We start from the raw sequence: 23,514 nt of genomic DNA, 5'->3' as shown, positions 1-23,514 counted from the left end.
AATTCAGTTTACTATATTTTACTTACGTCTTACTAACCTCTAGCTGATCAGAAAGTTTCTCCTGCATCGCTTTCACATCACCTTTAGGCAGTTTTGGTCGGATAATCAACCGAAGTGAGTTACTATAGGTTACGTAATTAGCCATCCAGTTCAGGAAAATTGCTAATCTATTTTTAACGCCAACAATAGACATCAAGTGAACAAATAACCACGTAAGCCAGGCAAAAAATCCCTGAAACTTCAAAAATGGCAGATCAACTACGGCCAACCCACGGCCAATGGTAGCCATTGTGCCTAAATCCCGATACGTAAACTCCTCTGGCTGTTCGTTACGCACCCAGTGGATGAAATTTTTGGCTAGTTGGCCTCCCTGTTGAATAGCAGGCTGTGCTACCTGAGGGTGTCCGTTCGGCCATTTTTCTTCTGCCATCATTGCTACATCGCCAATAGCAAATATATCCGTAAAGCCCTGCACCTGGCTGTAACGATTTACGATGACTCGTCCTCCACGACCAATTACTTCCGCTGGCAAACCTGCTAATGGATTAGCCTTCACACCAGCCGCCCAGATCAGGTTGTTCGTACGAAGTGTCGATCCGTCATTCATGGTAACCAGGCGTCCGTCAAAATCCTTCACCCGGGTATTCAACCGAACAGTAACACCTAGCTTCTGCAAATAGGCCAATGAATGCTCCTGCGACTGAACCGACATAGGACCTAGCAGTTCAGCGCCCGATTCGATGAGGTAAATGTCCATCATCTTGAAATCCAGCTCGGGATAATCTTTCGGCAGAACGGTTTTTCGCATCTCGGCCAGCGTACCACAGAGTTCAACACCCGTTGGTCCTCCCCCAACAACAACCACATCCATTAAGCCCTCGCGCTCATCCTGTGTTTCAACACTCAGGGCATCTTCAAAATTTTGAAGCATCCGATTTCGCAAAGCGATGGCTTCTGAGACCGATTTCATCGGCAGTGCTTTTTCAATGATGTTTTGCTGGTTGAAAAAATTGGTATCGGCACCAGTAGCCATCACTAAATAATCGTACGTAATCGGTCCTAACTCCGTATCAACTGCTTTATCAGCCGTGCGAACACCCGTAACGTTGGTTACACGAATGTGTACATTTTTGCAATCGCCAAATACGGCTCGTAACGGAAAAAGAATAGAGTTTGCCTCTAATCCAGCAGTAGCAACCTGATAATAAAGCGGTTGAAACTCATGGTAATTCTGCTTATTGATCAGGACTACCTGAAACTCCTTTCGACGCGATAGCTTACGGGCCAGTTTCAGGCCACCAAAACCAGCTCCGACAATAACTACGCGTTTGCGGTCGGTTTGAGGTATGTTTGGGTTCATTCAACTTTATGATTTACACCGGGCCGTTGATGATCGGCCATTGTTACGCGGTGTGCATTTTTAGTAATGAGCCTTTCCCCGACAAGATTCGGCAAAAACTGACTGTAAAAGGCTGACAATTGTAACATTAAAGACTGATATTTGTTAGGATCAGGTTATGAGACTACCGGTTGCGCGGCTTGCAGCACCCGCTCATAATGGGCTTCGTAGAGGGGCAAGATACGCGATAACTCGAATTCTTTAGCCCTTGCCAGTGCATTTTCTTTGAACGTAGGCAAGTTAGCGTCATCTAACACATAGAGTGCGTTTTTGACCATATCGTCAACATCGCCCACTGGACTCAGGAAGCCCGTAACCCCCTGAATGTTCAACTCAGGCAGTCCACCCGCATTTGATGTAATAAGTGGCACCTCACAGGCGAGTGCTTCAAGTGCTGCCAGGCCAAAGCTCTCATTTTCGGATGGCATAATAAACAGGTCGGCAACCGACAGCACTTCTTCAACCGCATCCAGCTTACCCAGAAACCGGACCTGATCGTAGATAGCCAGATCGCGAACGAGCCGCTCGATACGGGCCCGTTCGGGACCATCTCCTACCAGCAGAAGTTTGGCAGGTGTTTGCTGCTGAATATGATAAAAAGCCATTACGGCATCGTCGATGCGTTTTACCCGCCGGAAGTTTGATGTATGTACAATCAACTTTTCGCCGTTAGGACAAATGGCTTTTTTGAAATGTTCCTTCTGCTGACGTTTGAAACGGCTCAGATCAATGAAGTTCGGAATCACTTCAATCTCGCGATGAACCTTAAAATGCTTATAGGTATCCTGGCGCAAATTCTCGGATACGGCCGTAACTCCATCCGACTCGTTGATACTGAACGTAACAACCGGTTCGTAGGAGGCATCTTTGCCTACCAGCGTTATATCGGTACCATGCAAGGTTGTTACAACGGGTACATTTCGGCCCTGCGAACGCAAGATCATCTTTGCCATATACGCAGCCGATGCGTGCGGAATAGCATAGTGAACATGCAGTAAATCAACGTCTTCATTCAATACCACATTGACCATTGCACTGGCCAGGGCCGATTCATAGGGAGCGTACTGAAAGAGTGGATACGAAGGTATATTTACTTCATGGTAAAAGACATTTTCATTAAAAAAATCGAGTCGGGGAGGCTGCTGATAAGTAATAAAATGAATTTGATGGCCATTTTTGGCCAAGCCCTTACCGAGTTCGGTAGCCACTACACCACTGCCCCCAAAAGTCGGGTAGCACACAATGCCAATTTTCATGCGTGAGAGAACGAGTTTGTACCTCAACAACAAAAGGGAGTAAAAAGAATCCCGAAGCACGTGCAGTAAGTAAAGTATGTGGAGTAAGTTGACCGGTTCTACTCACGCTATATACTTCACCGACTACACACACTTCACTTACTGCACTTATTACACTATTTTTACAGAAAATTCCACCCCAATGGTTGCACGCCAGTCAATGACTTTTTCGGCATTTACATCCGGTTTCCTGCGGCTTATTCGGGTGCAGAATCTGCTGATTGTAGTGCTGACCCTATTACTGGCACGGCTATTTTTAGTAGGACCGCGGCAGGACAGTCTGCGCCTTTTAGTTGATAATGGTATCTGGCTCCTTGCCTTCTCAACAGTCTGTATCGCAGCTGCCGGTTATATCATTAATGACTATTTCGATGTAAAGATCGACCTGATTAATAAACCCGAACGAGTCATTATTGGGCGCTACCTGAAACGTAGGGTTGCCATGGGTATACATCAAGCCTTAAATGTAATAGGCTGTCTAATTGGACTTTACTTAAGTAAGTGGGTCTTTTTAGCCGATGTGCTGGCGGTGTCGTTATTGTGGTTTTATTCGGCCAATTTCAAACGACAACCACTTATTGGCAATATTGTCGTTTCGCTGCTAACGGCGCTCTCATTTATTGTGCTGGCTATTTATTACCGGCACAACACTACTATGCTGCTCATCTATGCCCTGTTCTCGTTTGGCATTTCGCTCATTCGCGAGATCATCAAAGATATGCAGGATATTCGGGGCGATGCCCGTTTTGGTTGTCGGACAATACCTATTGTGTGGGGATTACGTCGGACTAAATATCTACTCTACGTTTTGATCGGGGTATTTGTCTGTACGCTTTTCTTTTTTGCTGGTTCATTACACAATAGCCGACTCATTAGTATCTTCCTGTTACTCCTTCTACCTATCGGGTGGCTCATTTACCGGCTCGTACTGGCCGACACCCGACGCGAATTCGGTTATCTTAGCAACCTCTGTAAACTCATCATGCTGTTAGGGGTAATGAGTATGATATGGACGTAAAGGGAAGGGGATGTAGGATATATGATGTATGAATTATAGCCAGAAATACATCCTACATCATATATCCTACATCCCCTTCCCGTTCCCTCAAGAATTTAGACGCTGACATAAATTAAAATTTACCTTTAGTTTCATATAAACCACTTATCGTTTGTTCGCATGAAAACGTTTGTTTTTTCGTTGCTCGCTGCTGTATTCACAATCAGCCACACTCAGGCTCAGGATTGTCTGGGTATGACGTTTAAAACGGGTATGAACTTTGAACTTACTCACTTTAATGCGAAAGAAAAGCCCATTGGGAAGGTGCTTTATCAGGTCAAAGATGTTCATAAAGAAGGGAGTTCAACCGTAATGGACATTTCGGCACAGTTCGAGAATGATAAAGGCAAACAACAACCTCCTTATCTTATTCATTACACCTGCACAGGTACCGAACTGGTTGCGGATATGGCAGGGATGATGCAGGCTATGCAGGCAGGGGCCATGAAAGACATGGAAATGAAGCTGAAAGCCAATAAGCTCGTTTACCCAGGTAAATTAAGCGTAGGACAGAAACTAAGTGATGGACAGATGGAGGCCGAAATGAGCAGTGGTGGTGGAGGCCCCATGGCGACTATGAACATGACAATGGCGAATCGGCAGGTAGAAGGCAAGGAGTCAATTACAACACCCGCTGGCACCTTCGATACCTACAAAATCTCGTCGGATGTTAATTTCGAGAATCGGGTTATGGGCATACCTATTCGAAATACGATGCGTGTTGTTACGTACCGAACCGATAACCAGCTATTTGATATAAAATCGGAATCTTACAACAAGAATGGCAAGCTTATGGGCTACTCGCTGCTGACAAAAGCGAATTAACAAAAAGATGTATGATATAGGATGTATGCTATATGCAATCAACCCTACATCCTATATCTTATACCATATATCCTATATCAATTCGCAACTTTGTTGCAAAAAAGTGGGTTAACCAAAAGAATCAATGCCCCAGGCATTGTACTTTTGCGCTTGCTCATGAAAACAGATAGTCTCTCTCGTAAAGCGGATTATATTGGTATTACCGGTTCGGTGTTGTGTATTATCCACTGCCTTATTACACCGGTTTTACTGTTAACGACCTCTGTACTACAGGATTCAACCCTTCGTATTGGCTATCTGAGCCTCGATTACGTCTTTATTGGAGTCAACATGGTAGCCGTCTATTTCGCTACCCGGCACTACGCTCCAAAAGCGATCAAGATGGCTCTTTGGGGATTTCTGAGCCTATTCAGTATCGCATTGCTTCTGGAAGAAACCGCTCCCGTTTTTGAATACCTGGCCTACGCATCATCGGCGGGTTTAGTAATCACTCACTTGCTCAACATCCGGCAACATAGAGTGAGTCACACGCATTAGTTCGCGCTAAACGCCCGATTAGTCATAAACGTGTTGTCTGTTAAGGTTAGCAGAAAGGCGATTACCTGCTTCTTTTCCGTATCAGTCAGGGCAATACCAGGCTGCCCATTCGCTTTAAGGGCAGGGTCGAGCGTTGGGCTGTCTTTAACCCCAGTTCGGTAATGGTCAATTACCTGTTCCAGCGTTGAGAAACGTCCATCGTGCATATACGGAAACGTTTTCTCTACATTTCGCAGACTCGGCACCCTGAATTTCAGACGATCAGCTTCGTTAAGGGTTATGGTGTAGCGCCCCTGATCGTTAATAGCGCCAACAGGAAGACCGTTATTCCGGTAACTCTTATCCGTAAATAAATCGGTTGCATGGCAGGTTGTGCACTTCTGCTGGAATAGGGCTAAGCCCGCCAGTTCATCAGATGACAAATCGCCCCCGCTCTCTTTCCGAACATATTTATCATAGCGCGAATCGGCAGAGACGAGCGTCAGTAAAAATTGCGAGATCGCTTTTAGGAAACGGGCTGTTGTTACGGTGTCGGAACCGAAAGCAGCTTTAAACATGGGCGTATATTTGGGGCTTTTCTGAATGCGATTGAGCGCATCTGAGAATTTCAAATCCATCTCAACAACGTTTTGAATGGGCGAAATAGGCAGTTCGTCCAGATTCGTTACACCCCCGTCCCAGAAAAACTCACGATCCCACCCTAAGTTTTGCAATCCCGGCACGTTACGCGTCCCGAATTTACCGCCAATTCCATGACTCAACGGATGATCGGAATGCCCGAAGCCAGCAAACTGCTGATGGCAGAATCCACAGCTAATGGTGCTGTCGCGCGACAGCATCGGCTCATAAAACAGCGCTTTCCCCAACGCGACGCCCTCGACCGTGAGCGGATTTTGGGTCAAATCGTAGAGTTTTGTTGGGAAATTAGCAGGTTGCCGAAGGGTGACCGGCGTTGTTTGGTAGTCAATGCCACCACCCGGATTTGTTGGACCAGGATCCGGGTCAGGATCTTTCTGCGTTTGGCAGGCAATTACCAACACAAACAGAAGCCCGCTGGCCACCAGCCCAATGCGTTTTGCCGATATGCTATTCTGTAAGATCATGGATTGGCCAGAATCCGGTCGTAACTAAACATCTGGACATAATTATCGGCAATGTAGGTTGAATATGGATCAAACATGACCGACGAATTTTTGGCAATACTCAATTTCGTTGGCCCATCGAATATCTTCATTACGTCTGTAGCAATCCGAATTGATGGTGTAGAGCCTGTCTGTACAGTAGCAACGCTGTTCGTAAATGGGAGCGTTACAGTCCGCAAGTTGTTAATCTTAACGTTAGATCGGCCAAAGCCGCCAATATGATAAAAGAAGGCATTATTTTGTAAGACTGGTGCCACGGTTGACGTGCCTTCCAGTTTCATAAAAATATAGCCGGAATTCCAATCCCAATACATCCCATTATTGAGTGCAGGATCAAGCACCCCGGTTCGCTTACTAACATCGGCCATGCTGCGTAAGCTATCTACCCCAATCAGAAAGGTCATGGCCGTGTAGTCTCCCGTAGGCACGTTCGATAAAGTGATCGTTTGCGAAGCTGGTTTTTCTTCCTGAATCAGAAAATAGCTGCTATCCTGCGGCACCACATAGTCACTACCATCTTGTTTGCGAAGCCGGATATTGCTCACAAAATAATTGAATTTCGTCACGACAAAGGGCTCGCCGGATGCATTCTGATACGAGCCTGTGCCCAGCTTCAGGTCTGAGGCACCCACTGTATTGTCGAATACGATACGCATCTTTCCAGTAGAAACCGGACCAGTCTCTGTGTCGGTTGTATCGCAGGAAAGAACAAGGAAGCCTATAAACAGTACGGCCAATAGCCCAACAGTAGTCGTTTTCATAGTGCAGTCGGTATCACTATCATAGAAAGATACACTATTCTGTAACGAAAACAGAGCCTAAAATCATCTAGGCTCTGGATTAAATCTGTATTATGAAGGCTACTTTTCCAAAATGGATTCTATTGATTCGAATAGATTCTCTTGAGTTTATTCTGATTAAATCAGTGGTTGATCAGGCAACAAACGCTAGCGAATCAATAGGATCTTGATTTGCCATTTACTTTACAAGCTCTTTAAATAGGCAATGCTCTTTGGCACTTGTTGTTCAACGGCTTTACTCTCATCTTCAATATAGAAGTGGTCGATAGACGTCTTACGGGCGGCTTTAAGGACGGCGGGCCAGTCGATTTGCCCCGTTCCCAATACAACCGAATTCTCGTTAGGCATACCGCCTTTATCGCTATGCGGAACACCTTTCTCCACATCTTTCAGGTGAATAAGCCGGAAGCGCTTGGGGTATTTGGTCAGCAAAGCGGCTGGGTCCTGCCCTGGTAAGAACGTCCAGGTTACGTCCATTTCATAGCCCACGTATTCTGGGTTGGTTTCCTTCACCAGATAGTCGAACAGGGTGCCGTTCTCATAGGGTTGAAACTCAAACCCATGATTATGGTAGCAGAACATCATGCCTTTAGCGTGCGCCAGTTTTCCGAAGCGGTTAAATACTTCGGCTGCTTTCTGCATCATTTCCAACGTGGCTGCGCTCTTATGCGGAATTGAACCAATGCGTATGTATTTAACTCCCAGAGCCTGGGCATTTTGCAGAATTGAATCCGGTTTTTGATCAATGGCATCATAACTAACGCCATAACTGCTGCAATGCAAGCCGCGCTGATCGAGGAGGGCCCGTAATTCGGGAGCTGTTTTCCCAAACAGGCTTGAAAATTCGATATCCGTAATTCCCCAGGCTTTAATCTTATCCAGGGTTCCCGGAACATCTTTACTGAAACTATCCCGCATTGTATACGAGACAATACCAGGTGTTTTCTGAACCAGTTTACCAAAAGGCTGCGCCTGTACAGCTGATGTTCCGGCCAGAAGCGCTATCAAAAATAAGGTTGTACGTTTCATGCTGAAAATAAATTGATGAACTCTTGTTAACGACAATGTAAGTTGATTGTGTTTCGTGAAAAAGCAAAGCGGACACTCGCCAAAAGAAACTGATGTGCTTATTAGTTCACGACCATAAACGCCACAATCCGCAACTTGATACATCCATAAGGAGTGAATGTTAGAGTTTCTACTTTATTGGGCACGCCGACTCTACCAGATGTTCGTTCCATGGGACCAAAGGAGCGCGACTGGCGATATAGAGCATGGAGTGGCTTTTGTTGTTCCTTAACTGAAGCAGCTGTCACGGTCCGTAATCAACCCTACGATATAGCCGTGAATCGCCCTTTATTCGTAGCCTCCTATCTAGCTATGATCGTTTACTACTCCACAAAAAAATCAGCCGCTTACTCAGTAAATCAAGCCGTTAACTCAATATCATCCCTATTTTTCTGTTCAATCTTGTACGTTTGAAACCTTAATAAAGAGCAAGGTAATCCTGGCCCATGAGTAGTCATTTTCGCCATTTTCGAACGAAACAACCTGTGCACGTTTACTTGATTGACTCCCATAAATTTTCCTGACTCTCTGGACAAATCCAGTAACCGACTATCCACTCTATTCTTAAGACTCATCATACATCGACGCTACTATCCTCCCTTTCCATTCACCTATTAGTTCCATCTAAAAACAATGATTATGAATTACAAACTACCTCTTTTAAGCTGTGTATTAACGGGATTGCTGGTTACTAGCTGCCAGGATCACCGAATTCCAGTTCCAGAATCGATCAAAGTAACCACATTGGCTACGGGTTTAGCTTCCCCAATTGGAGTCGATCTGGATGCCAGTGGCCGCGCCTGGGTAACGGAGGCCGGGACAGGAAACAACGACGGAAAGGTATCCATGATTACGTCGGATGGCAAAGTATACCCGGTTATTACAGGGTTTGATTCGCAGGTGTTTCAGCCAGGCGAACTGGATGGATTGAACCATCTACTGTTTGCCGATGGTGTGCTGTACATACTCGGTTCGCAAAGCCGCTTGTATATTGCCAATGTAGCCTCGTTTAAACCCGGCGATGCTCCCCTGCTGGCAAAAAATCTTACGCTGGAAGACAAGAAGCAGTTTATCCTCGACTACGTATTTCCGACTGGTCAGGATACGGAAGACACGCACTTGTATAACATGAGCGTTGGCCCAAATGGCGATCTCTATTTTGCCGATGCCGCTGCCAATGCCATTGTCCGCCGAACCAAAGCGGGTGTATGGAGTATATTTGCCAATATCCCAAGACTGCCCAATCCAACCCCGGTGGGCCCTCCGTTTATTGACTCGGTACCAACGGGCGTTGTGTTCGACGGGCAGAAATTCCTGGTCAGTACGCTGGTTGGCTTTCCTTTCCCAGTAGGTGCCTCAACCATTTATCAAATCACTCAGGCTGGTGTTGTTTCTGTTTATAAGCCCGGCTTTACCAGTTTAGTCGATATCAATCTGGATACAAACCTGGGCGGTCTTGTACTACAACATGGTGTATTTGGTCCTCAGGGATTCGGAGCTAAAACGGGTGTGTTAACGCAGGTAACCAGCGCTGGAAATTCAATACTAGCCTCTGGGTTAAACCTGCCTACCGACGCTAAATCAGTAGACCCTCACACGATCTATGTCACTAGCTTAGGGGATGGGGCTTTATTGAAAATTACGTACTAATTAGCTTCTGGAACTCTACCCTGTTCATCAAACAGGTATTTCAGTGTAACCCTTCTTTTCAGCCTGGTTTAGTCATCGACTTACCAGGCTGAAAAGAAGGGTTACTCTTTATTATAGTCTAACAGACAGGTGGTTTCTGCACGACCTACACCTAGGCCCGTATATATTTACTGGTTATTAAACGGGTTTCGCCCGCCAAAGTGGCAATCGCTACAGTCAGGCAAGCATGCTCAATCCTAGTTGCCTACCAAAAAATAAGTATATTCATTTTTAGAACGTTGAGAAATTAGCTCGCCATTCCTATGGTCTTCTTTCGTGAATACGCTCCGCATCCGGCCCTGAAGTCTTTTGTCCGGCATTACTGGATCATCCATATCCAGCTTGACCCAGGAATTCCAGGCGAGCAATTACCCAAAAAGCCCTATCCTCCCAGCACAGAGCAGTGCCTGTACTTTTACCCCTATGATTTACCACACAGCGTAAAAGCAGGCAATCAGAATCCTGAGGGTGCTACATCGGGTATCATAGTTGGCCAGGCACTTACCCGAATGAATATTACCATCAATCCAAACTACCTGATGCTGAAAGTCAGCTTCCAGCCGGGTAGCCTGTTTCGGTTACTGGGCGTACCAATGAATCTATTAGTCGACGACCACGCCGATCTGGAAGCGATTACGGGCAAAGCGGTAAAGGAACTCTATGAACGATTACCACAGGCAACAGACTACGCAACGATGATTCGGCTTGTCGAAGAATTTCTCTTAAAAAAAGCTGCTCAATGCCGTCAGCCAGTGTTACCAATTGATAGAGTTGCCCAACTCATGCTTACTCCGGCAGCTTACCACCAACTCGACCAGTTGGCTCACGATGCCTGCCTGAGTATGCGCCAGTTTGAGCGCAAGTTTCGCGAACGGGTTGGCGTTAGTCCTAAGCTCTTCTCCCGCATTGCCCGGTTCAGGCAAGCCTATAAACTCCGCGAAGTCGATCCAACCCGCTCCTGGCTCGATATTGCCTATGGCTGTCATTATTATGACCCAAATCATTTAGTCAAAGACTTTCAGCAGTTTGCAGGCACAAGTCCAGGCCAATTATTTGAGGAGGAGTTGGCTCATCAGCAACGAATCGAGCGCTTTCATAAGCGCGGGCACCGATAGTAAAGTTGTCGTTTTTTTACTATGCTCTTCGTATGCGCTTTGCTCAATTTTGCTCATAAATCACACGATTATGAAAAATACGAGTAGTCACCTCCGCCGGGCAGCTTTCGCTTATTTATTAGCTGGAATAGGTCTTTTAGCCTTTGGATTCCAATTTTGGTTTTTAGGTGCCGTTGAAACAGAAGCGAAAGGTCGTTTGCTGGCACCATTCATTTTTTTGGCTGATGACGCCTTTGTTCCAACCGAACAGGGAGGCTGGATGGGGCTTATTTCTAAGGTGGCGATGTTCATTGGTGCCCTTTCTCTCTGGGAAGCAGGTGAACCTACCGGCTTCGGCAAAAAACGATCCTTGTTATTCATTCCCATGGCCGGAGCCATTGCTTATGTGCTGGGTCAGTGGATGCCGTTGCCCTTTGCGCCAATGGGTGCTTTCCTGAGCGGGGTTGGCATGATTGTAGTCGGAATTGCCACTCTGAAGGCCAACATATGGATGGGTTGGAAACGCTACGTACCCCTAATGGTGGGTAGTTTTCCATTTGTTTTTATGTTCCCAATACTTCTCCTTTCAGGTTCAAGACCGGCAGAATTGATCGGTCTCTGGGGCTTCCCCTGGATGGCGCTGGGACTAGCAGCCTGGCAACGAGCAAATGAAGTTACAGCTAACTTCTCACTAGAGAAGCCCCGTTAATCGCCTTTTCGGTGGAATGCCCTTACTATACAGCACGTGAGGCCTCATCAGGTGCCCTTGGGGTAACTTAGGATGCTCAAAATCATCGATTGGTTTATGTGTCATACCCAGCCGTTGCATTAATCGCCACTAGTGGACAGTAACTGGAGTAGTAAAGGAAGTAATTTTGTCCAGTTCAAGGGTATTAAACCCGAAGTTCAACACAGCCAGAGCCGCTTCGACTGCACAATCGTTTTCCTGAAGGAGACTTTGTTTAGGCATGAGCAAAGTCCCCTTCAGAGATTAAGGGCTTTTAGACTACAACCCTACGGCTTCGCATGCCGCATTTCCAGCCCGACCGACATGCGGGGCTTGAAGCCGGTCCACGTTCCAGCAGCGTCTGTTTCGGGTAGATCCAGGTACTTAGCGTACTCCATTTTCTTGAGATGAATACCCAGAAATGCCGTAACGAAGTGCTGGTTGATGTTATTGATCCGGCGCTCATTCCAGGCTGGTTCGGCATAATGCATGTACTCATCAACAGACACGCCGGGCTGGAGTGAGGCTACGGGTGGTGGGTTGGGTGCTACATTGTGCCGGGCATTTACGTAGGTAAGCAGGTAGCGATCCGCGTTGATGGCTCCGTCATAAATAGCTTTGATGCCTTTTTCGTAGCCCGATACATCATCTTTACTCCCCGCCACAAACAGCGTCGGCAAGGTCAAACCCGCCAGCCCTTTGGCATCCCAGACACTGCGCTCCATGCCCCAGGGCGCAAAGGCAACAACGGCCTTAATTCGCGGATCGAGCGAAGCTTTATAGGTTGGCGAATCCATTGAGCGACTTTCAAGGGCCGTACTGCCCTGCGCCAACTGACCGAACAGCTTAACGGCCTGAGGACTGTACCCCGCCCCAACGGCATTGAGTGCGCCGTAACCTCCCATCGAATAACCAACCAACGCCGTATTGTCGGCATTGAGCAGGCCAGCCAGAAAAGTAGTACTTGACTTGGCACCCAGTCGGGCCATTTCGTTCAGTACAAACAGATCATCGAGCGCACGGTTCAGCAATGTACTTGGAAAACCAGCCGCATCGCTGTAGGTCGATTCGGTATGATCAATCGAGACAACAACATAGCCTTTCGACGCCAGATTTTCGGTTAGGTAGGTAAGCAACAGCCGAGAACCGAGGTAGCCGTGCGACACGATAACCAATGGGTACGCGCCACCACTGGCATCTGGCTCAGCATCACGAGCAGCCCGGCCAGCAAACGTGAACGGAATAAGGGGGCGTTTTGGGTCGTTGGCCCGACCAAGCACCGACTCATAGGTAACGGTGGCTGGCTTATTGGGCGAAATACGAGCCGGGTACCAGATTTCAACCGTCAGCGGACGATCATACAGTGGGCTATTTCCCTCTTTCTGGTGCAACACATCGACCTGATCTTTGTGAACTAGTTTAAGAGTTCGCACGCCAACACCGTAGGTTCCACGAGCTGCGAGTTCGGGGGCATTAGGTAACAGATCGCCATTTACGAAGGTATTGTCAGGGGTTTGGGCGATGGTCTGCCAGGTAGCTACCAGCGTAAAGAGCAGGAGCAGCAGGTAACGAATAGCGGTCGATTTCACAGATTTTAAGGAGTAGGAATATTGCCCGTAAAGCTATCTTAAACTTTCTAAAGTCAAGAGACAGACTTATTTTTTTGTCATTCTATAAGGCATTATCCCCTACCTTTGCCAACACAACTTTAGGGGTGTCAGTACCAAATCTGGACTGGCTGAGAGAATACCCTCACTACCTGATGCAGCTCGTACTGCCGTAGGGAAAAGTTACCGAGATGCGCTCCGCTCTCCTAAAGTTGCTGTTTACCGAACTCATTAGCAGCAACATGACTCAATCTCCTCAATCCATCTGGACCGATATCGAGCGTATCCGCACGCAGGCTCCGCTAGTCCATAACATTACCAACTTCGTGGTCATGAACAACACGGCCAATGCGCTATTGGCACTGGGTGCGTCGCCCGCGATGGTCCATGCTCCCGACGAAGTTGAAGAGTTTGTTTCGATTTCCAGTGCGCTGGTTGTCAACATTGGTACGCTCGACGCCACGTTTGTGGCCGGTATGAAGCTCGCGATGCGGCAGGCTAAAAACCTTGGGAAGCCTATTGTTTTTGACCCCGTTGGCGTTGGCGCAACAACCTTCCGAAATCGGGTTAGTGAAGAATTGCTGGCCCTGGCCCCACCCGATATCATCCGGGGAAATGCCTCCGAAATTATGGCACTGGCGGGATTGAATGCCCAAACCAAAGGTGTCGACAGTTTATACGGGTCCGAGGCCGCCGTTGACGCAGCAAAGCGGTTGAGTTCTGTATGGGGCAGTGTGGTCGTGATTAGTGGCGCAACCGATTACATCATCCAGGGAAAACAGACGGCCGTTGTAGCCAATGGTCATGCCCTGATGACTAAGGTAACGGGTATGGGCTGTACCGCCACCGCACTGACGGGTGCCTTCGCTGCCGTTAATACCAATTACTTTCAGGCGGCAACACACGCCATGGCCGTTATGGGCATTGCGGGTGAACTGGCCGCGGAGAAAAAGCTGGCCCCCGGTAGCTTGCAGGTTAACTTCCTGGATGCCTTGTATGAACTGACCGAATCGGAGATTGACGAACGACTTAAGCTGACATGGGCATGAGTCAGTTGTATTTAGTAACCGATAGCGCTATTGCCCAACAGGCGGGCCATACGCTGGCATACGTAGTGGAAGAGGCCTGTCGGGCGGGGGTTCGCTGGGTCCAACTCCGGGAGAAAGAGCTATCGACCCGCGCCTTTCTGGACCTCGGACTAGACTTAAAACGCATTACACAAGCCTACGGAGCCCAACTAATCATCAACGACCGGGTCGATATAGCCCTGGCGATCGATGCCGATGGCGTACATGTGGGACAGGACGACATGCCTTGCGCGTTGGTGCGTTCGCTCATCGGCCCCGACAAGATTATTGGTCTGTCGATTAACAATTTGACCGAACTGGAAGCTGCTCGTGACGCTGATGTGGATTATCTGGGCATCGCCACTATCTTTCCGACGGGTACCAAGCAGGATACATCCAGTCTTTTGGGGTTAGCTGGGTTGCGGGCCATTTGCCAGCAGACCAGCCTACCCACCTTTGCTATTGGCGGCATCAACGCAACCAACATACAGTCCATTCGACAGACCGGAGCTTCGGGTGCTGCAGTGGTGTCGGCCATTTGCGGACAACCCTCACCGTATGAGGCTAGCCGGGAACTCATTCGGCTGATGGATGATGCACAAGTGGGGTCGGTTTCTTAAAACCGACACGCGTACGGTTTCTCAAAACCTAGCGAAATCATACCAACGGTTTTGAGAAACCGTACGCGTGTCAGGTTTAGAACCTGACACCACTCACAATTGAACCTTCATTCTCAATTAAGCATGAAAACCTACACACGAGTATTAACGATTGCCGGTTCGGATAGTGGTGGAGGGGCTGGCATTCAGGCCGATCTTAAAACATTTGCCGCGCTTGGCTGCTATGGCATGTCGGTGATAACGGCTCTAACAGCCCAAAATACTAAAGCCGTAACGGGCATTCTTCCAATATCTCCGGCCTTTATTGCCGAACAGATGAAGGCTGTACTAAGCGACATTGGGGTCGATGCCGTTAAGATCGGGATGCTTCATTCGCCCGAAGTTATTGTGCAGGTGGCTAAAACGTTAACCGAATTCGGGGTAACGACTATCGTGCTTGATCCAGTTATGGTGGCCAAAAGCGGGGATAAACTCTTGCAGGACGAAGCTATCGACGCACTCAAGTCCTATTTACTACCTCTGTCCTCCGTCATTACACCTAACCTACCCGAGGCAAGTGTATTGCTGGGTCGATCTGTTGAAACACTGGCCGATATGGAACCAGCAGCGGAAGAGTTAGCCAAACTGTGCCCAGGGGCCATTCTGATAAAAGGTGGTCATTTAACGACGGATGAAAGTACAGACCTACTCTATGTTTCTGCCAGCGAGTCTCACTTATTTCCGACGATCCGAATACAAACCGGTAACTCGCACGGAACGGGTTGTACGTTATCGTCGGCTATTGCCTGTGGACTCGCCAAAGGTTTATCAGTTTTTGACGCCGTGTCCTCAGCTAAAGCGTACCTGACCGGGGCGCTTCAGGCGGGGGCACTCTACAAGCTAGGGCATGGTCATGGCCCGGTCCATCATTTTTTCAATGTTTGGCAATAAGTTCTTTATGAAATTCACTGAGCAACTCTGGCAAGACATCAGTCCAGTCTATTCCTCCATCCTGACGCATGGTTTTGTTGATGAACTAACAACGGGCAATCTTCCAACGGCTACGTTCCAGTACTACATTCAGCAAGATGCGTTATATCTGGCCGATTTCAGCCGCGCCCTGAATCAGTTGGCAGCACGGGCCACCAATCCCAACGACATGCTGCAATTCACGCAGTTTGCGCAGAACGCCATCCTTGTTGAACGAGCTTTGCACCAAACCTATTTTTCGCTCTATAACATCCAGCCCGAAACGGCTAAAATGCCCGCCTGCTTTGCATATACGAACTATCTGCTCGCCACAACTTCGCTCCAATCAGTGGCTATAGGATCAGCGGCTGTTTTGCCCTGCTTCTGGATTTACCGACAAGTGGGCAAGTACATTTATGAGCGAGCCATTCAGGAAAACCCTTATCGCACCTGGATCGACACCTACGCAGGCGATGCGTTCGATCAGTCTGTCAATCAGATGCTTGCATTAACGGATGCCTATGCCGAAACTGCCGGACCACTTGAGTTGGACCAAATGCAGGAAGCTTTCCGTATATCAAGCCGACTGGAATGGTATTTCTGGAACGATGCCTATACGCAAAATCGCTGGCTTGTGTAAGTAATCTGGCACGTTCAAAGCTGGCCGACCAAAAAATGGCTCATTTACGCAACTGGCTATCTAGTGATATGGGCGATTGACTGACGACTTCCACATCAGCAAAAGAAGCATGTTGGGGGTGCAATAACAGATTGTAAGATATCTCTAAGATGACCGACGGCACCGCTATAGCCAAGCAAAAAGGCGCTTGCAACCAGTCGGTTAGTATCGTTTGGGTTTCGCCTAAGGTGCCCCTCTTCCAATAAGCGGGTAGCTTTGTAGGATCAAGCCAAAAGATGTTATCGGCTTTGTCAGGTAAACGCAGGGTAGTTAACCACAGTTGAGGGAGTTCAGCTAAGGTTAAGGGAGGCAGATGAACCAACGTTTCCAGCAAGGCCAGTTCTGGTGTACGACTGGAGTAAAGGATACCAATACCTTTTGGATTCCAACGGCCACCATGTCGGTGGCTTCCTACCACGGATAAAGGCTCCCGATGATAGGGCTCTTTATGGATACGATATACGTCCATTCACTTACCCGGCTATACCCCATTCAATGCGGCCCAATACATCTTCAGCCAGTGAGAAACCCGATACCGTATCCAATACAGCTAAGGGTGATTGGGCTACTACGGAGAGTTCATCATTCAACAAAGTAGGGGTCGTTGCTTTAGAAACTGGCTGAACTGGTTGAGTAAAGCTACCCATATCTCGAAGAGAGCCAGGGGTGATTTCCTGAAGGCTTAGGTCCGTCTCTGGCCGGTAAGCCAATTCAGCCAGTGGCGTGCGTAGCCAACGTGCCAACAGCTCAACTCGCCCGTCAAAAACGGCAAGCCCTCGTTGAACGAGTCGCTCCAGCAACAGCAGTCGTTCGCTAGCGGCCAGACTCAATCGTGCCGCGTTGGCTTTCCCATGCAGTCCCCTGATGGACATATTCAGGATACGGGCCATTTCTTTATCGGTGAGACCTACCAAGCGAGCGACTTCATCGACGCGTCGGCGCAAAACCCCTTGTCGGGCTTGACTGATAATGCTAGTAACTGGCAGAACCGCTTGCATAAGCTAGGCATGAATGTACAGTGCAAAATTACAAACTATAAATGGCAAATTTGCACTAAAAGTTTCTCCTCCTGTGCACAAACTAAACATAGTAAGCTATCTGTTTCAATCATCTTCTTTTTACCGTTACAATGTGGGTGTTTGACTACCTAGCGGAAAGCCAGCACAACATAGATTCAGTAGCAAGAGCAAAAGCTATACAGGGAAGGGACTAGTTTTACTACGTTAAAACCGAAGCAGCAGATCGGCATGGTTATGCATCTGGGCATAGCCAAAGCCGTAGTACATCGCTTCCAGCGTTTGCCCATAAATGTGGGGCACTCCAGCCGTATCCCATAAAATCTCAACAGGGGCTGACTTCCCCGCTATTAAACGCTGACGCGTAGTGGGCTGAGCGTTGGTCGTCAACGTCAATAGGAAAAGACAAACAGGTAGTAGCTTCATAAGCAAGTGAACGAATTAGGTAAAGGAAAGTACGATGCAGGGTGTCAGGACGACACACGAAAGATCGAGCCTGTTATTCGCTTTTTAGATAGTGAATCGGATTGGTACGGACGGCTTTTAGGGCCTGTCGAGAGATGGTCAGAGCAGTTATCAGCCCAGTTATCAGGAGCGTTCCTCCTACTAACCAGCCGTTTACCGAAATTCGGTGCGTGTACTGCTGCAACCAACCCGATAATATCCATCCCCCTAACGGTGCCGCCACTAAAAAGCCCAGACCGAGTAGTTTGCCAAATTCCCGGCCAAGCAACCAGAGCAGTTGTTCCGTTCGGGCACCCAATACCCGACGAACCCCAATCTCTTTGGCTTTGGTCTCACTCAGGAACGTAACCAGCCCGTATAGCCCCAGGCAACTCAATCCGATGGCCACCAGCGCAAATGCCTGAGCCAGCCCTGCCACCAATCGCTCTAGTTCGTCAAAGCTTTTCATGATATCCGGTAACGGCTCGGCGCGGTAAACCTCATCGGACAACAGTTCATCCCAAACATGCTGAATGGCCTGACGAGTCTGGGGTAAATTCGTCGGGGTCAGGCGTAACATGGCCATTCGGCTGTGCGGACGATCATGAACCAACGTTACCGGCAAAATGGGCTGGTGTAGGTCCCCACTTCGAAAATCCCGCACAACACCAACAATAACCCGGTCGGCATCTTTTACCCGAATGGGTTTACCGACTACGGCGGATGGGGCGGAGATACCCAGTTGTTTCACCAGCGTTTCATTGACCAGCACTTCGCGACCGGTCGTATCGGTGGATCGAATGTTCCGGCCCGCCACCAGCGATATGTCGAAAACAGAAAGGTAGTGTTCATCAGCCGCCCGCAGCCGGGTATCAAAAGGTTCTGGCTCGTTCATTTTATGGTAACTGAACGGACTTGGCCGGTTGTAGGGAGACGCGGGTGGGTCACTTCCAAAGGCCACCTGCTCAACACCCGGCACCTGCATCCACCGCTCACGCAATGTAGCCAGGGGTACGGCATCCCGTTGCAGCAGGAAAACAACCAGTGTCGATTCGTGGCGAAAACCCCACTCGGCTCGCTGCATGTGATGAAGCTGAGTCGTGATCACCAAGACACTCAGAATAAACAACTGCATCAGTACGAACTGGCCCAGAATAAGTCCCTGTCGCACAGTTAGCCCGCCAATGAGTCGCGTTGTGGGTTTATTCGCGAGTGCTGTTGCAGGCTTGAAACGCGCCAGCACAAACGCAGGATATAAACCCGAGAGGACAATAACGCCAATGATCAAGCTGAGAAACCAACCCACCGCCCGGGGTTGAACCACATCCCGAATGGACAGATCCGGACGTAGCATGTCAACCTGAGCCGCCAGCGTTCGGTTAACTAGCGGTAAACTCAACTGAGTCAGCACTACCGCAACGAGCAAGGCCAGTAGTACCACCAAGGTTGTTTCCAGCATAAACTGGCCAATTAACTGGCCCCGCGTACTACCCATCACTTTGCGCACACCAACTTCTTTGGCCCGTTTAATTGCCTGGGCCGTTGCCAGATTAATAAAGTTGACGCAGCCCGCCATGACCAGCAACACGCCTACCGCAATCAGGGCATAGAGAATTGGCCGCGGGGCCATACCGCTTCGCTGGTGATTGAGTTCGGCCAGGGGCAAGACATGGTACTCAAACTGAGCGGCTTGCCGGGAAGGTAGATACTTACGCCGAATTGCGGGTAAGCTTTGGCCCAGCAGGTCAGGGTCGACGCCTTCCCGCAGCCGCACAAAGCACATGGCCTGGAGCCCCTGCCAGTCAGCTAGCGCCGTTGGCCCTTCCAGTACGGGAATTGTCGCATAGGACACGAAGGCATCGTACCGAAGCTGCGTATTGGCCGGTGGATCTTTAACAATACCCGTAACTGTCAGGTCGGTTCGGTTATCTAAGCGCAGCGTCTTACCCAGGGCAGCTGCCGTATCGAAATACTTGTGGGCGTAGCGCTCGCTTAACACAATTGTGTTGGGAACCGCGAGGGCCGTCTTGGGGTTGCCACTCACCCACTCCACCCCAAACAGGTCGAAGTATTGGGGTTCGGTATAGCAGACGGTACGGGCTTCGGCAAACTTTTTTATCCAGCCACCTTTCCCGTTCGAGACACTCAGGGTACGCCCAAAAAAGGTTTCCAGCCGAACAGCATTCTCCACAAACGCATAGTCGCGCCGGAGTACTTCAGCTAATGGCCGCGGTGCCGCATCGGTCGGCATTGTTGTTTCATGCTTGACGTCAGTTACTAGCCAGTAAGTCCGATCCAGGTGTGGATGGTACCGGTCAAAGCTAAACATGTAATTGACAACCAAAAAGAGGATCAAACCACTTGCGAACCCGACCGATAGTCCTAATAGGCTTATGAGGTTGACAGACCAATTTTGCCACAAGTGGCGCCGGGCCACGCTGAGGTAGTGACTAACCATCAGGAAGAGGATTTAGATTGGAATAGGAAGCCTATCCGGTTAGCAGGAAAGCCGGATTTAAACCATCTGTGGGCGCTTTGGGCTACGAAACCTTCGAACCAGCCACCACTGAACAACGAGTATACCCATTAATCCAGCTGCCCCCCAGGCGGTTTGGAACGCATCAATTGGCACGGCCAGGGGTCTACTGACCACGACTAGAAACCCCATCAGGATCAGGAAAGTAAACACACTGGAGAGTAGCATATACTGAAAGGGTTTGGTTTCCGGACGCCGTTTGTACCGTCGTTTAGTCCGGGAAGACGTGGGCAAAGCTGGCGAAGGCCGATTGCTGAACTCCTGAAGATAGAGTTGTTTCAACTGATCTAATGCTTGTGGATTAGCCTGCTGCAAAACCTGATCAAAAGCGTCAGAAAAAGCCTGCCCCTGGTCCATACGTTGCTCAATCAGAGAGGCAATATGGTCTACCAATTCGGCATGTAATGCCTGATGTGGCTTGTTTTTCTGGATTTGCTGCTCCAGGCGGTTGAGTTGGGTAGGAGATAATTTGTTCATAAACGTGTGAAAGGGCAAAGGAGTAAACAGGAGGCAGTCATAATTTATTGTCCGAAAGCAACATCCGGTGAAGGCCTGATGATCAGCCGCATCAGTTGAATAAAGCGATCAAACTCACCAGCTTTCCGAACTGCCGTTTCACTACCTGTTGGGGTAAGCAGGTAATATTTACGCAGGCGCCCATCAACCTCCTGGCTTTGTGTAATCAGTAAGCCTTCATCTTCGAGTTTGTGGAGCAACGGATAGAGCGCCCCAAAGGTGAGGGTTAGTTCACCACCCGTGCGTTGGTCAACGGCCTGGGTAATTTCGTATCCGTACATTCGCCCCTGTTGAGCCAGCAATTGAAGAACAATCGTCTTCAGTGTGCCTCGTAAGAATTCCTGGTTGGCTGAATCCATTGATCTAGTTAACGGTTAATTTTCAAACAAAAATATATAAGAAAATTATATATACAAGAAAAGTCAAAAATTTCTATACCAGCTACCAGTTGAATAGAAAGCCTTTTACTTGTGCCTGCACTGGCTGGTCTGTAACAAGCAAGCAATAGCTTCCCGGTTCTTCCCGATAAACCACTGATAAGTCAATTGACTCCACCTAGATTCATGTACCGGAAATCCAATGGAAGCCAGTCATGGCAAAAACCAGTGGATAAGTGTCTACAGCAGACAACCTATCAGAATAATTAAAATAAATCTGTGAATCGACTAAGGGATAAACTGAATTTTGCGGACTTAGTAGTAAACACGTTCTGTTTGCCTACGAATGGCCGAAAATCTACCCAACAACCCTACGCCTACCAATCCCTTCCGGAAACCGGATGCTGAACCGATTGTGGTGGATGCCGAATTTCTGATCCGGCAAACGTTCGCGGAGGACGCCCGACGGGGCTATGAATTACTGTTTCGGCGCTATTATCGGACGCTGTGCAGCCAGGCCGTACGTTTTGTGCATTCGCGGACAGTAGCTGAGGACCTGGTTAGTGATGTATTTTTCAGCTTCTGGAAAAATCAGGTGCACCAACAGATTACCAGCTCGTATCAGGCCTATCTATACATGGCCGTACGGAAGCGTGCTTATACGCATATGCGGCTGGAGTTCCAGCAGAACCCATCACCGTTGCAGGCCGAAACAGAACCCATTGAGTTCGACGGTTCGCCAGATCCCGAGCAATTACTTCAGTATACAGAGCTCTATCAGCGGATTGAAGAAACCGTACGCACCCTCCCACCCCAATGCCAGCGGGTGTTTGTGATGAGTCGGTTTGAAGGCAAAAAGCACCGCGAAATTGCCGACGAACTCCAGATCTCCCCAAAAACAATTGAAGCTCATTTAAGTCGGGCGCTCACGCAGCTACGTCAGACGCTTCGAATGGGCTTATTTTTCTGGCTAGCCCTACTTGTTTTTACCAATCCCACTACTCAACCGATCCTCCCAGCATCGGCGAAAACTTCTGCTGCCGAATGAACCAGACCATTACAAAAGGAACCCTGTTCGAGCACTTTGCGGGTCGCTCAACAGCACTGCAACGAGCCATGATTGCCAATTGGCTACAGCAACCGGCTAACCAGTTGCAGTACGTAGCCTGGCTCGATGAATGGGAACGCCAGCACCTTCAGTACGTTGCAGATGATGAAAAAGGCCTCCAAACCGTCCTGAACCGGATTGAGGTCTGGGAACAACAGCAATCTCCACTGGCAGTCGTTCCTGACACGCGTGTACGTCCTTTACCCATTAGCCCGCGCTGGCTAGTTGCGGCCAGTCTTGCGCTGTGTCTGTTAGCCGGACTATATGCCGGTCGGCAACAGCTATTGTACAAAACGCAGGAAACAGCCTACGGTGAAACGCGTCAACTGACGCTGCCCGATGGCTCGCAGGTAACCCTCAATGCACACTCAACGCTTCGGATTCCACGTTTCGGTTTTGGAGCTAAAACACGGGCGGTCTGGTTAACGGGCGAAGCTGCTTTTTCCATCCAGCACACACCCTCCCATCAGCGGTTTGTTGTTCACACCAATCGGGGGGTAGACGTGGTTGTCTTAGGCACCGAATTTAACGTATATGATCGACCGGGGGGCACCAAAGTCGTGCTGAGTAAAGGGGCCATCCAGCTAACGTACGCCAGCCCTACCAAGCCTGTCCGCCAGCTTCGACTGAAACCCGGCGATGCGGTTAGTGTAGATTCATCCGGACAGCTTACGCAAAGTCACACCACACAGCCCGCCATCAGTACAGCCTGGCGCGATCATCGGTTTGTGTTTAAAAGCACGACCGTTCGCGAAATCGCGGAGCTTCTCCGGGACACCTACAACCTGCGTGTCATCCTGAAAAACAAGGAGTTAGGCAACCGTACCGTTACGGGCTCCTTCCAGGCCAACAATGCCGATGAATTCCTGCAGGTGGTGGCCGAGTTACTGGAAATCAACTACAAACAGAAAGACAACACCGTCACTTTTTTCGAATAACCCCTGACTTTCCTACCCTTACCGC

The 23,514-nt window shown here is 48.8% G+C and carries 24 protein-coding genes and 1 riboswitch; of the genes, 12 read left to right on the top strand and 12 right to left on the bottom strand.

The genetic code is table 11. The features are described 5' to 3' along the window. Window positions 1–22: 22 nt before the first annotated feature. Window positions 23–1,360 (bottom strand): NAD(P)/FAD-dependent oxidoreductase, encoded by a 1,338-nt coding sequence (locus ACYVGO_RS14380; RefSeq protein WP_460969861.1) that lies wholly within the window; start codon window positions 1,358–1,360, stop codon window positions 23–25. A 155-nt stretch (window positions 1,361–1,515) separates the two neighbouring features. Further along, complete coding sequence (gene bshA / locus ACYVGO_RS14375) at window positions 1,516–2,655, bottom strand: N-acetyl-alpha-D-glucosaminyl L-malate synthase BshA (RefSeq protein WP_142775060.1); 1,140 nt, start codon at window positions 2,653–2,655, stop codon at window positions 1,516–1,518. Window positions 2,656–2,836: 181 nt separating this feature from the next. Here bshA and ACYVGO_RS14370 point away from each other — a divergent pair, with 181 nt between their 5' ends. From ACYVGO_RS14370 to ACYVGO_RS14360, 3 genes are all read left to right on the top strand, one after another. Further along, window positions 2,837–3,712: a geranylgeranylglycerol-phosphate geranylgeranyltransferase gene (locus ACYVGO_RS14370; RefSeq protein WP_142775061.1), complete on the top strand. Its 876-nt coding sequence runs from the start codon at window positions 2,837–2,839 to the stop codon at window positions 3,710–3,712. A 159-nt stretch (window positions 3,713–3,871) separates the two neighbouring features. Further along, on the top strand, window positions 3,872–4,576 hold the full coding sequence (locus ACYVGO_RS14365; RefSeq protein WP_142775062.1) for a TapB family protein: 705 nt from the start codon (window positions 3,872–3,874) through the stop codon (window positions 4,574–4,576). A gap of 156 nt (window positions 4,577–4,732) precedes the next feature. Next, on the top strand, window positions 4,733–5,113 hold the full coding sequence (locus ACYVGO_RS14360; RefSeq protein ID WP_142775063.1) for a MerC domain-containing protein: 381 nt from the start codon (window positions 4,733–4,735) through the stop codon (window positions 5,111–5,113). On the opposite strand, the gene ACYVGO_RS14355 is transcribed toward ACYVGO_RS14360, so the two are convergent. The 3 genes from ACYVGO_RS14355 to ACYVGO_RS14345 form a co-directional block, all read right to left on the bottom strand. Continuing rightward, window positions 5,110–6,216, bottom strand: a complete 1,107-nt coding sequence (locus ACYVGO_RS14355; RefSeq protein WP_460969860.1) for a cytochrome-c peroxidase — start codon at window positions 6,214–6,216, stop codon at window positions 5,110–5,112. The two genes, ACYVGO_RS14360 and ACYVGO_RS14355, sit on opposite strands and share 4 nt — an antisense overlap. Then, window positions 6,213–7,016, bottom strand: coding sequence for an MbnP family protein (locus tag ACYVGO_RS14350; RefSeq protein ID WP_460969859.1), 804 nt, complete (start codon window positions 7,014–7,016; stop codon window positions 6,213–6,215). Before ACYVGO_RS14350 ends, ACYVGO_RS14355 begins: the two co-directional genes overlap by 4 nt. Window positions 7,017–7,238: 222 nt before the next feature. Continuing rightward, window positions 7,239–8,084, bottom strand: coding sequence for a sugar phosphate isomerase/epimerase family protein (locus tag ACYVGO_RS14345; protein WP_460969858.1), 846 nt, complete (start codon window positions 8,082–8,084; stop codon window positions 7,239–7,241). Window positions 8,085–8,762: 678 nt separating this feature from the next. Between ACYVGO_RS14345 and ACYVGO_RS14340 the strand changes: the two genes are divergently transcribed. The 3 genes from ACYVGO_RS14340 to ACYVGO_RS14330 all read left to right on the top strand — a co-directional run bounded on the left by ACYVGO_RS14340 (window position 8,763) and on the right by ACYVGO_RS14330 (window position 11,615). Then, entirely contained in the window at window positions 8,763–9,773 is a 1,011-nt protein-coding gene (locus tag ACYVGO_RS14340; protein ID WP_460969857.1) for a ScyD/ScyE family protein, read from the top strand. A gap of 302 nt (window positions 9,774–10,075) precedes the next feature. After that, window positions 10,076–10,927 (top strand): DUF6597 domain-containing transcriptional factor, encoded by an 852-nt coding sequence (locus ACYVGO_RS14335; RefSeq protein WP_460969856.1) that lies wholly within the window; start codon window positions 10,076–10,078, stop codon window positions 10,925–10,927. A gap of 70 nt (window positions 10,928–10,997) precedes the next feature. Further along, entirely contained in the window at window positions 10,998–11,615 is a 618-nt protein-coding gene (locus ACYVGO_RS14330) for a hypothetical protein (RefSeq protein WP_460969855.1), read from the top strand. Between the two features lie 305 nt (window positions 11,616–11,920). Here ACYVGO_RS14330 and ACYVGO_RS14325 read toward each other — a convergent pair whose 3' ends face one another. Continuing rightward, window positions 11,921–13,222: an alpha/beta hydrolase family protein gene (locus ACYVGO_RS14325; protein WP_460969854.1), complete on the bottom strand. Its 1,302-nt coding sequence runs from the start codon at window positions 13,220–13,222 to the stop codon at window positions 11,921–11,923. Window positions 13,223–13,333: 111 nt separating this feature from the next. Further along, window positions 13,334–13,436: riboswitch (TPP riboswitch) on the top strand. 46 nt (window positions 13,437–13,482) lie between these two features. Here ACYVGO_RS14325 and thiM point away from each other — a divergent pair. The 4 genes from thiM to tenA all read left to right on the top strand — a co-directional run bounded on the left by thiM (window position 13,483) and on the right by tenA (window position 16,515). Continuing rightward, on the top strand, window positions 13,483–14,289 hold the full coding sequence (gene thiM, locus ACYVGO_RS14320; RefSeq protein ID WP_460970085.1) for a hydroxyethylthiazole kinase: 807 nt from the start codon (window positions 13,483–13,485) through the stop codon (window positions 14,287–14,289). Then, complete coding sequence (thiE, locus tag ACYVGO_RS14315; protein ID WP_460969853.1) at window positions 14,286–14,927, top strand: thiamine phosphate synthase; 642 nt, start codon at window positions 14,286–14,288, stop codon at window positions 14,925–14,927. The genes thiM and thiE overlap by 4 nt, the downstream gene beginning before the upstream one ends. A 123-nt stretch (window positions 14,928–15,050) precedes the next feature. Continuing rightward, window positions 15,051–15,857 carry a bifunctional hydroxymethylpyrimidine kinase/phosphomethylpyrimidine kinase gene (gene thiD, locus ACYVGO_RS14310; RefSeq protein WP_460969852.1) on the top strand — a complete coding sequence of 269 codons (807 nt, stop codon included), beginning with the start codon at window positions 15,051–15,053 and terminating at the stop codon, window positions 15,855–15,857. A 7-nt stretch (window positions 15,858–15,864) separates the two neighbouring features. Next, complete coding sequence (tenA, locus tag ACYVGO_RS14305; protein WP_460969851.1) at window positions 15,865–16,515, top strand: thiaminase II; 651 nt, start codon at window positions 15,865–15,867, stop codon at window positions 16,513–16,515. Between the two features lie 40 nt (window positions 16,516–16,555). On the opposite strand, the gene ACYVGO_RS14300 is transcribed toward tenA, so the two are convergent. From ACYVGO_RS14300 to ACYVGO_RS14275, 6 genes are all read right to left on the bottom strand, one after another. Then, window positions 16,556–17,023 carry an RES family NAD+ phosphorylase gene (locus ACYVGO_RS14300; protein WP_460969850.1) on the bottom strand — a complete coding sequence of 156 codons (468 nt, stop codon included), beginning with the start codon at window positions 17,021–17,023 and terminating at the stop codon, window positions 16,556–16,558. 4 nt (window positions 17,024–17,027) lie between these two features. Then, complete coding sequence (locus tag ACYVGO_RS14295; protein ID WP_460969849.1) at window positions 17,028–17,552, bottom strand: antitoxin Xre-like helix-turn-helix domain-containing protein; 525 nt, start codon at window positions 17,550–17,552, stop codon at window positions 17,028–17,030. Between the two features lie 225 nt (window positions 17,553–17,777). Continuing rightward, on the bottom strand, window positions 17,778–17,996 hold the full coding sequence (locus ACYVGO_RS14290) for a penicillin acylase family protein (RefSeq protein WP_460969848.1): 219 nt from the start codon (window positions 17,994–17,996) through the stop codon (window positions 17,778–17,780). A gap of 73 nt (window positions 17,997–18,069) precedes the next feature. Beyond that, window positions 18,070–20,472, bottom strand: a complete 2,403-nt coding sequence (locus ACYVGO_RS14285) for an ABC transporter permease (RefSeq protein WP_460969847.1) — start codon at window positions 20,470–20,472, stop codon at window positions 18,070–18,072. Window positions 20,473–20,529: 57 nt separating this feature from the next. Next, window positions 20,530–21,027 carry a hypothetical protein gene (locus ACYVGO_RS14280; protein WP_460969846.1) on the bottom strand — a complete coding sequence of 166 codons (498 nt, stop codon included), beginning with the start codon at window positions 21,025–21,027 and terminating at the stop codon, window positions 20,530–20,532. Window positions 21,028–21,071: 44 nt separating this feature from the next. Then, on the bottom strand, window positions 21,072–21,425 hold the full coding sequence (locus ACYVGO_RS14275) for a PadR family transcriptional regulator (RefSeq protein WP_142775085.1): 354 nt from the start codon (window positions 21,423–21,425) through the stop codon (window positions 21,072–21,074). A gap of 364 nt (window positions 21,426–21,789) precedes the next feature. Here ACYVGO_RS14275 and ACYVGO_RS14270 point away from each other — a divergent pair, with 364 nt between their 5' ends. Both ACYVGO_RS14270 and ACYVGO_RS14265 read left to right on the top strand, forming a co-directional pair. Next, window positions 21,790–22,491 carry an RNA polymerase sigma-70 factor gene (locus tag ACYVGO_RS14270; protein WP_142775086.1) on the top strand — a complete coding sequence of 234 codons (702 nt, stop codon included), beginning with the start codon at window positions 21,790–21,792 and terminating at the stop codon, window positions 22,489–22,491. After that, window positions 22,488–23,489, top strand: coding sequence for a FecR family protein (locus ACYVGO_RS14265; protein WP_460969845.1), 1,002 nt, complete (start codon window positions 22,488–22,490; stop codon window positions 23,487–23,489). The genes ACYVGO_RS14270 and ACYVGO_RS14265 overlap by 4 nt, the downstream gene beginning before the upstream one ends. Window positions 23,490–23,514 lie beyond the last annotated feature (25 nt).

This window comes from Spirosoma migulaei (assembly GCF_054776855.1).
Note: the sequence above shows the minus strand (reverse complement) of the source record. Positions and strands in the feature narration are given on the sequence as shown.

Coding starts and splice junctions, on each gene's coding strand:
- ACYVGO_RS14275 (WP_142775085.1), bottom strand. CDS start 21,425: ATGGATTCAGCCAACCAGGAATTCTTACGAGGCACACTGAAGACGATT.
- ACYVGO_RS14280 (WP_460969846.1), bottom strand. CDS start 21,027: ATGAACAAATTATCTCCTACCCAACTCAACCGCCTGGAGCAGCAAATC.
- bshA (WP_142775060.1), bottom strand. CDS start 2,655: ATGAAAATTGGCATTGTGTGCTACCCGACTTTTGGGGGCAGTGGTGTA.
- ACYVGO_RS14360 (WP_142775063.1), top strand. CDS start 4,733: ATGAAAACAGATAGTCTCTCTCGTAAAGCGGATTATATTGGTATTACC.
- ACYVGO_RS14295 (WP_460969849.1), bottom strand. CDS start 17,552: ATGCAAGCGGTTCTGCCAGTTACTAGCATTATCAGTCAAGCCCGACAA.
- ACYVGO_RS14380 (WP_460969861.1), bottom strand. CDS start 1,360: ATGAACCCAAACATACCTCAAACCGACCGCAAACGCGTAGTTATTGTC.
- ACYVGO_RS14330 (WP_460969855.1), top strand. CDS start 10,998: ATGAAAAATACGAGTAGTCACCTCCGCCGGGCAGCTTTCGCTTATTTA.
- tenA (WP_460969851.1), top strand. CDS start 15,865: ATGAAATTCACTGAGCAACTCTGGCAAGACATCAGTCCAGTCTATTCC.
- ACYVGO_RS14300 (WP_460969850.1), bottom strand. CDS start 17,023: ATGGACGTATATCGTATCCATAAAGAGCCCTATCATCGGGAGCCTTTA.
- ACYVGO_RS14355 (WP_460969860.1), bottom strand. CDS start 6,216: ATGATCTTACAGAATAGCATATCGGCAAAACGCATTGGGCTGGTGGCC.
- ACYVGO_RS14265 (WP_460969845.1), top strand. CDS start 22,488: ATGAACCAGACCATTACAAAAGGAACCCTGTTCGAGCACTTTGCGGGT.
- thiM (WP_460970085.1), top strand. CDS start 13,483: ATGACTCAATCTCCTCAATCCATCTGGACCGATATCGAGCGTATCCGC.
- ACYVGO_RS14270 (WP_142775086.1), top strand. CDS start 21,790: ATGGCCGAAAATCTACCCAACAACCCTACGCCTACCAATCCCTTCCGG.
- thiD (WP_460969852.1), top strand. CDS start 15,051: ATGAAAACCTACACACGAGTATTAACGATTGCCGGTTCGGATAGTGGT.
- ACYVGO_RS14285 (WP_460969847.1), bottom strand. CDS start 20,472: ATGGTTAGTCACTACCTCAGCGTGGCCCGGCGCCACTTGTGGCAAAAT.
- thiE (WP_460969853.1), top strand. CDS start 14,286: ATGAGTCAGTTGTATTTAGTAACCGATAGCGCTATTGCCCAACAGGCG.
- ACYVGO_RS14340 (WP_460969857.1), top strand. CDS start 8,763: ATGAATTACAAACTACCTCTTTTAAGCTGTGTATTAACGGGATTGCTG.
- ACYVGO_RS14335 (WP_460969856.1), top strand. CDS start 10,076: ATGGTCTTCTTTCGTGAATACGCTCCGCATCCGGCCCTGAAGTCTTTT.
- ACYVGO_RS14350 (WP_460969859.1), bottom strand. CDS start 7,016: ATGAAAACGACTACTGTTGGGCTATTGGCCGTACTGTTTATAGGCTTC.
- ACYVGO_RS14365 (WP_142775062.1), top strand. CDS start 3,872: ATGAAAACGTTTGTTTTTTCGTTGCTCGCTGCTGTATTCACAATCAGC.
- ACYVGO_RS14345 (WP_460969858.1), bottom strand. CDS start 8,084: ATGAAACGTACAACCTTATTTTTGATAGCGCTTCTGGCCGGAACATCA.
- ACYVGO_RS14290 (WP_460969848.1), bottom strand. CDS start 17,996: ATGAAGCTACTACCTGTTTGTCTTTTCCTATTGACGTTGACGACCAAC.
- ACYVGO_RS14370 (WP_142775061.1), top strand. CDS start 2,837: ATGGTTGCACGCCAGTCAATGACTTTTTCGGCATTTACATCCGGTTTC.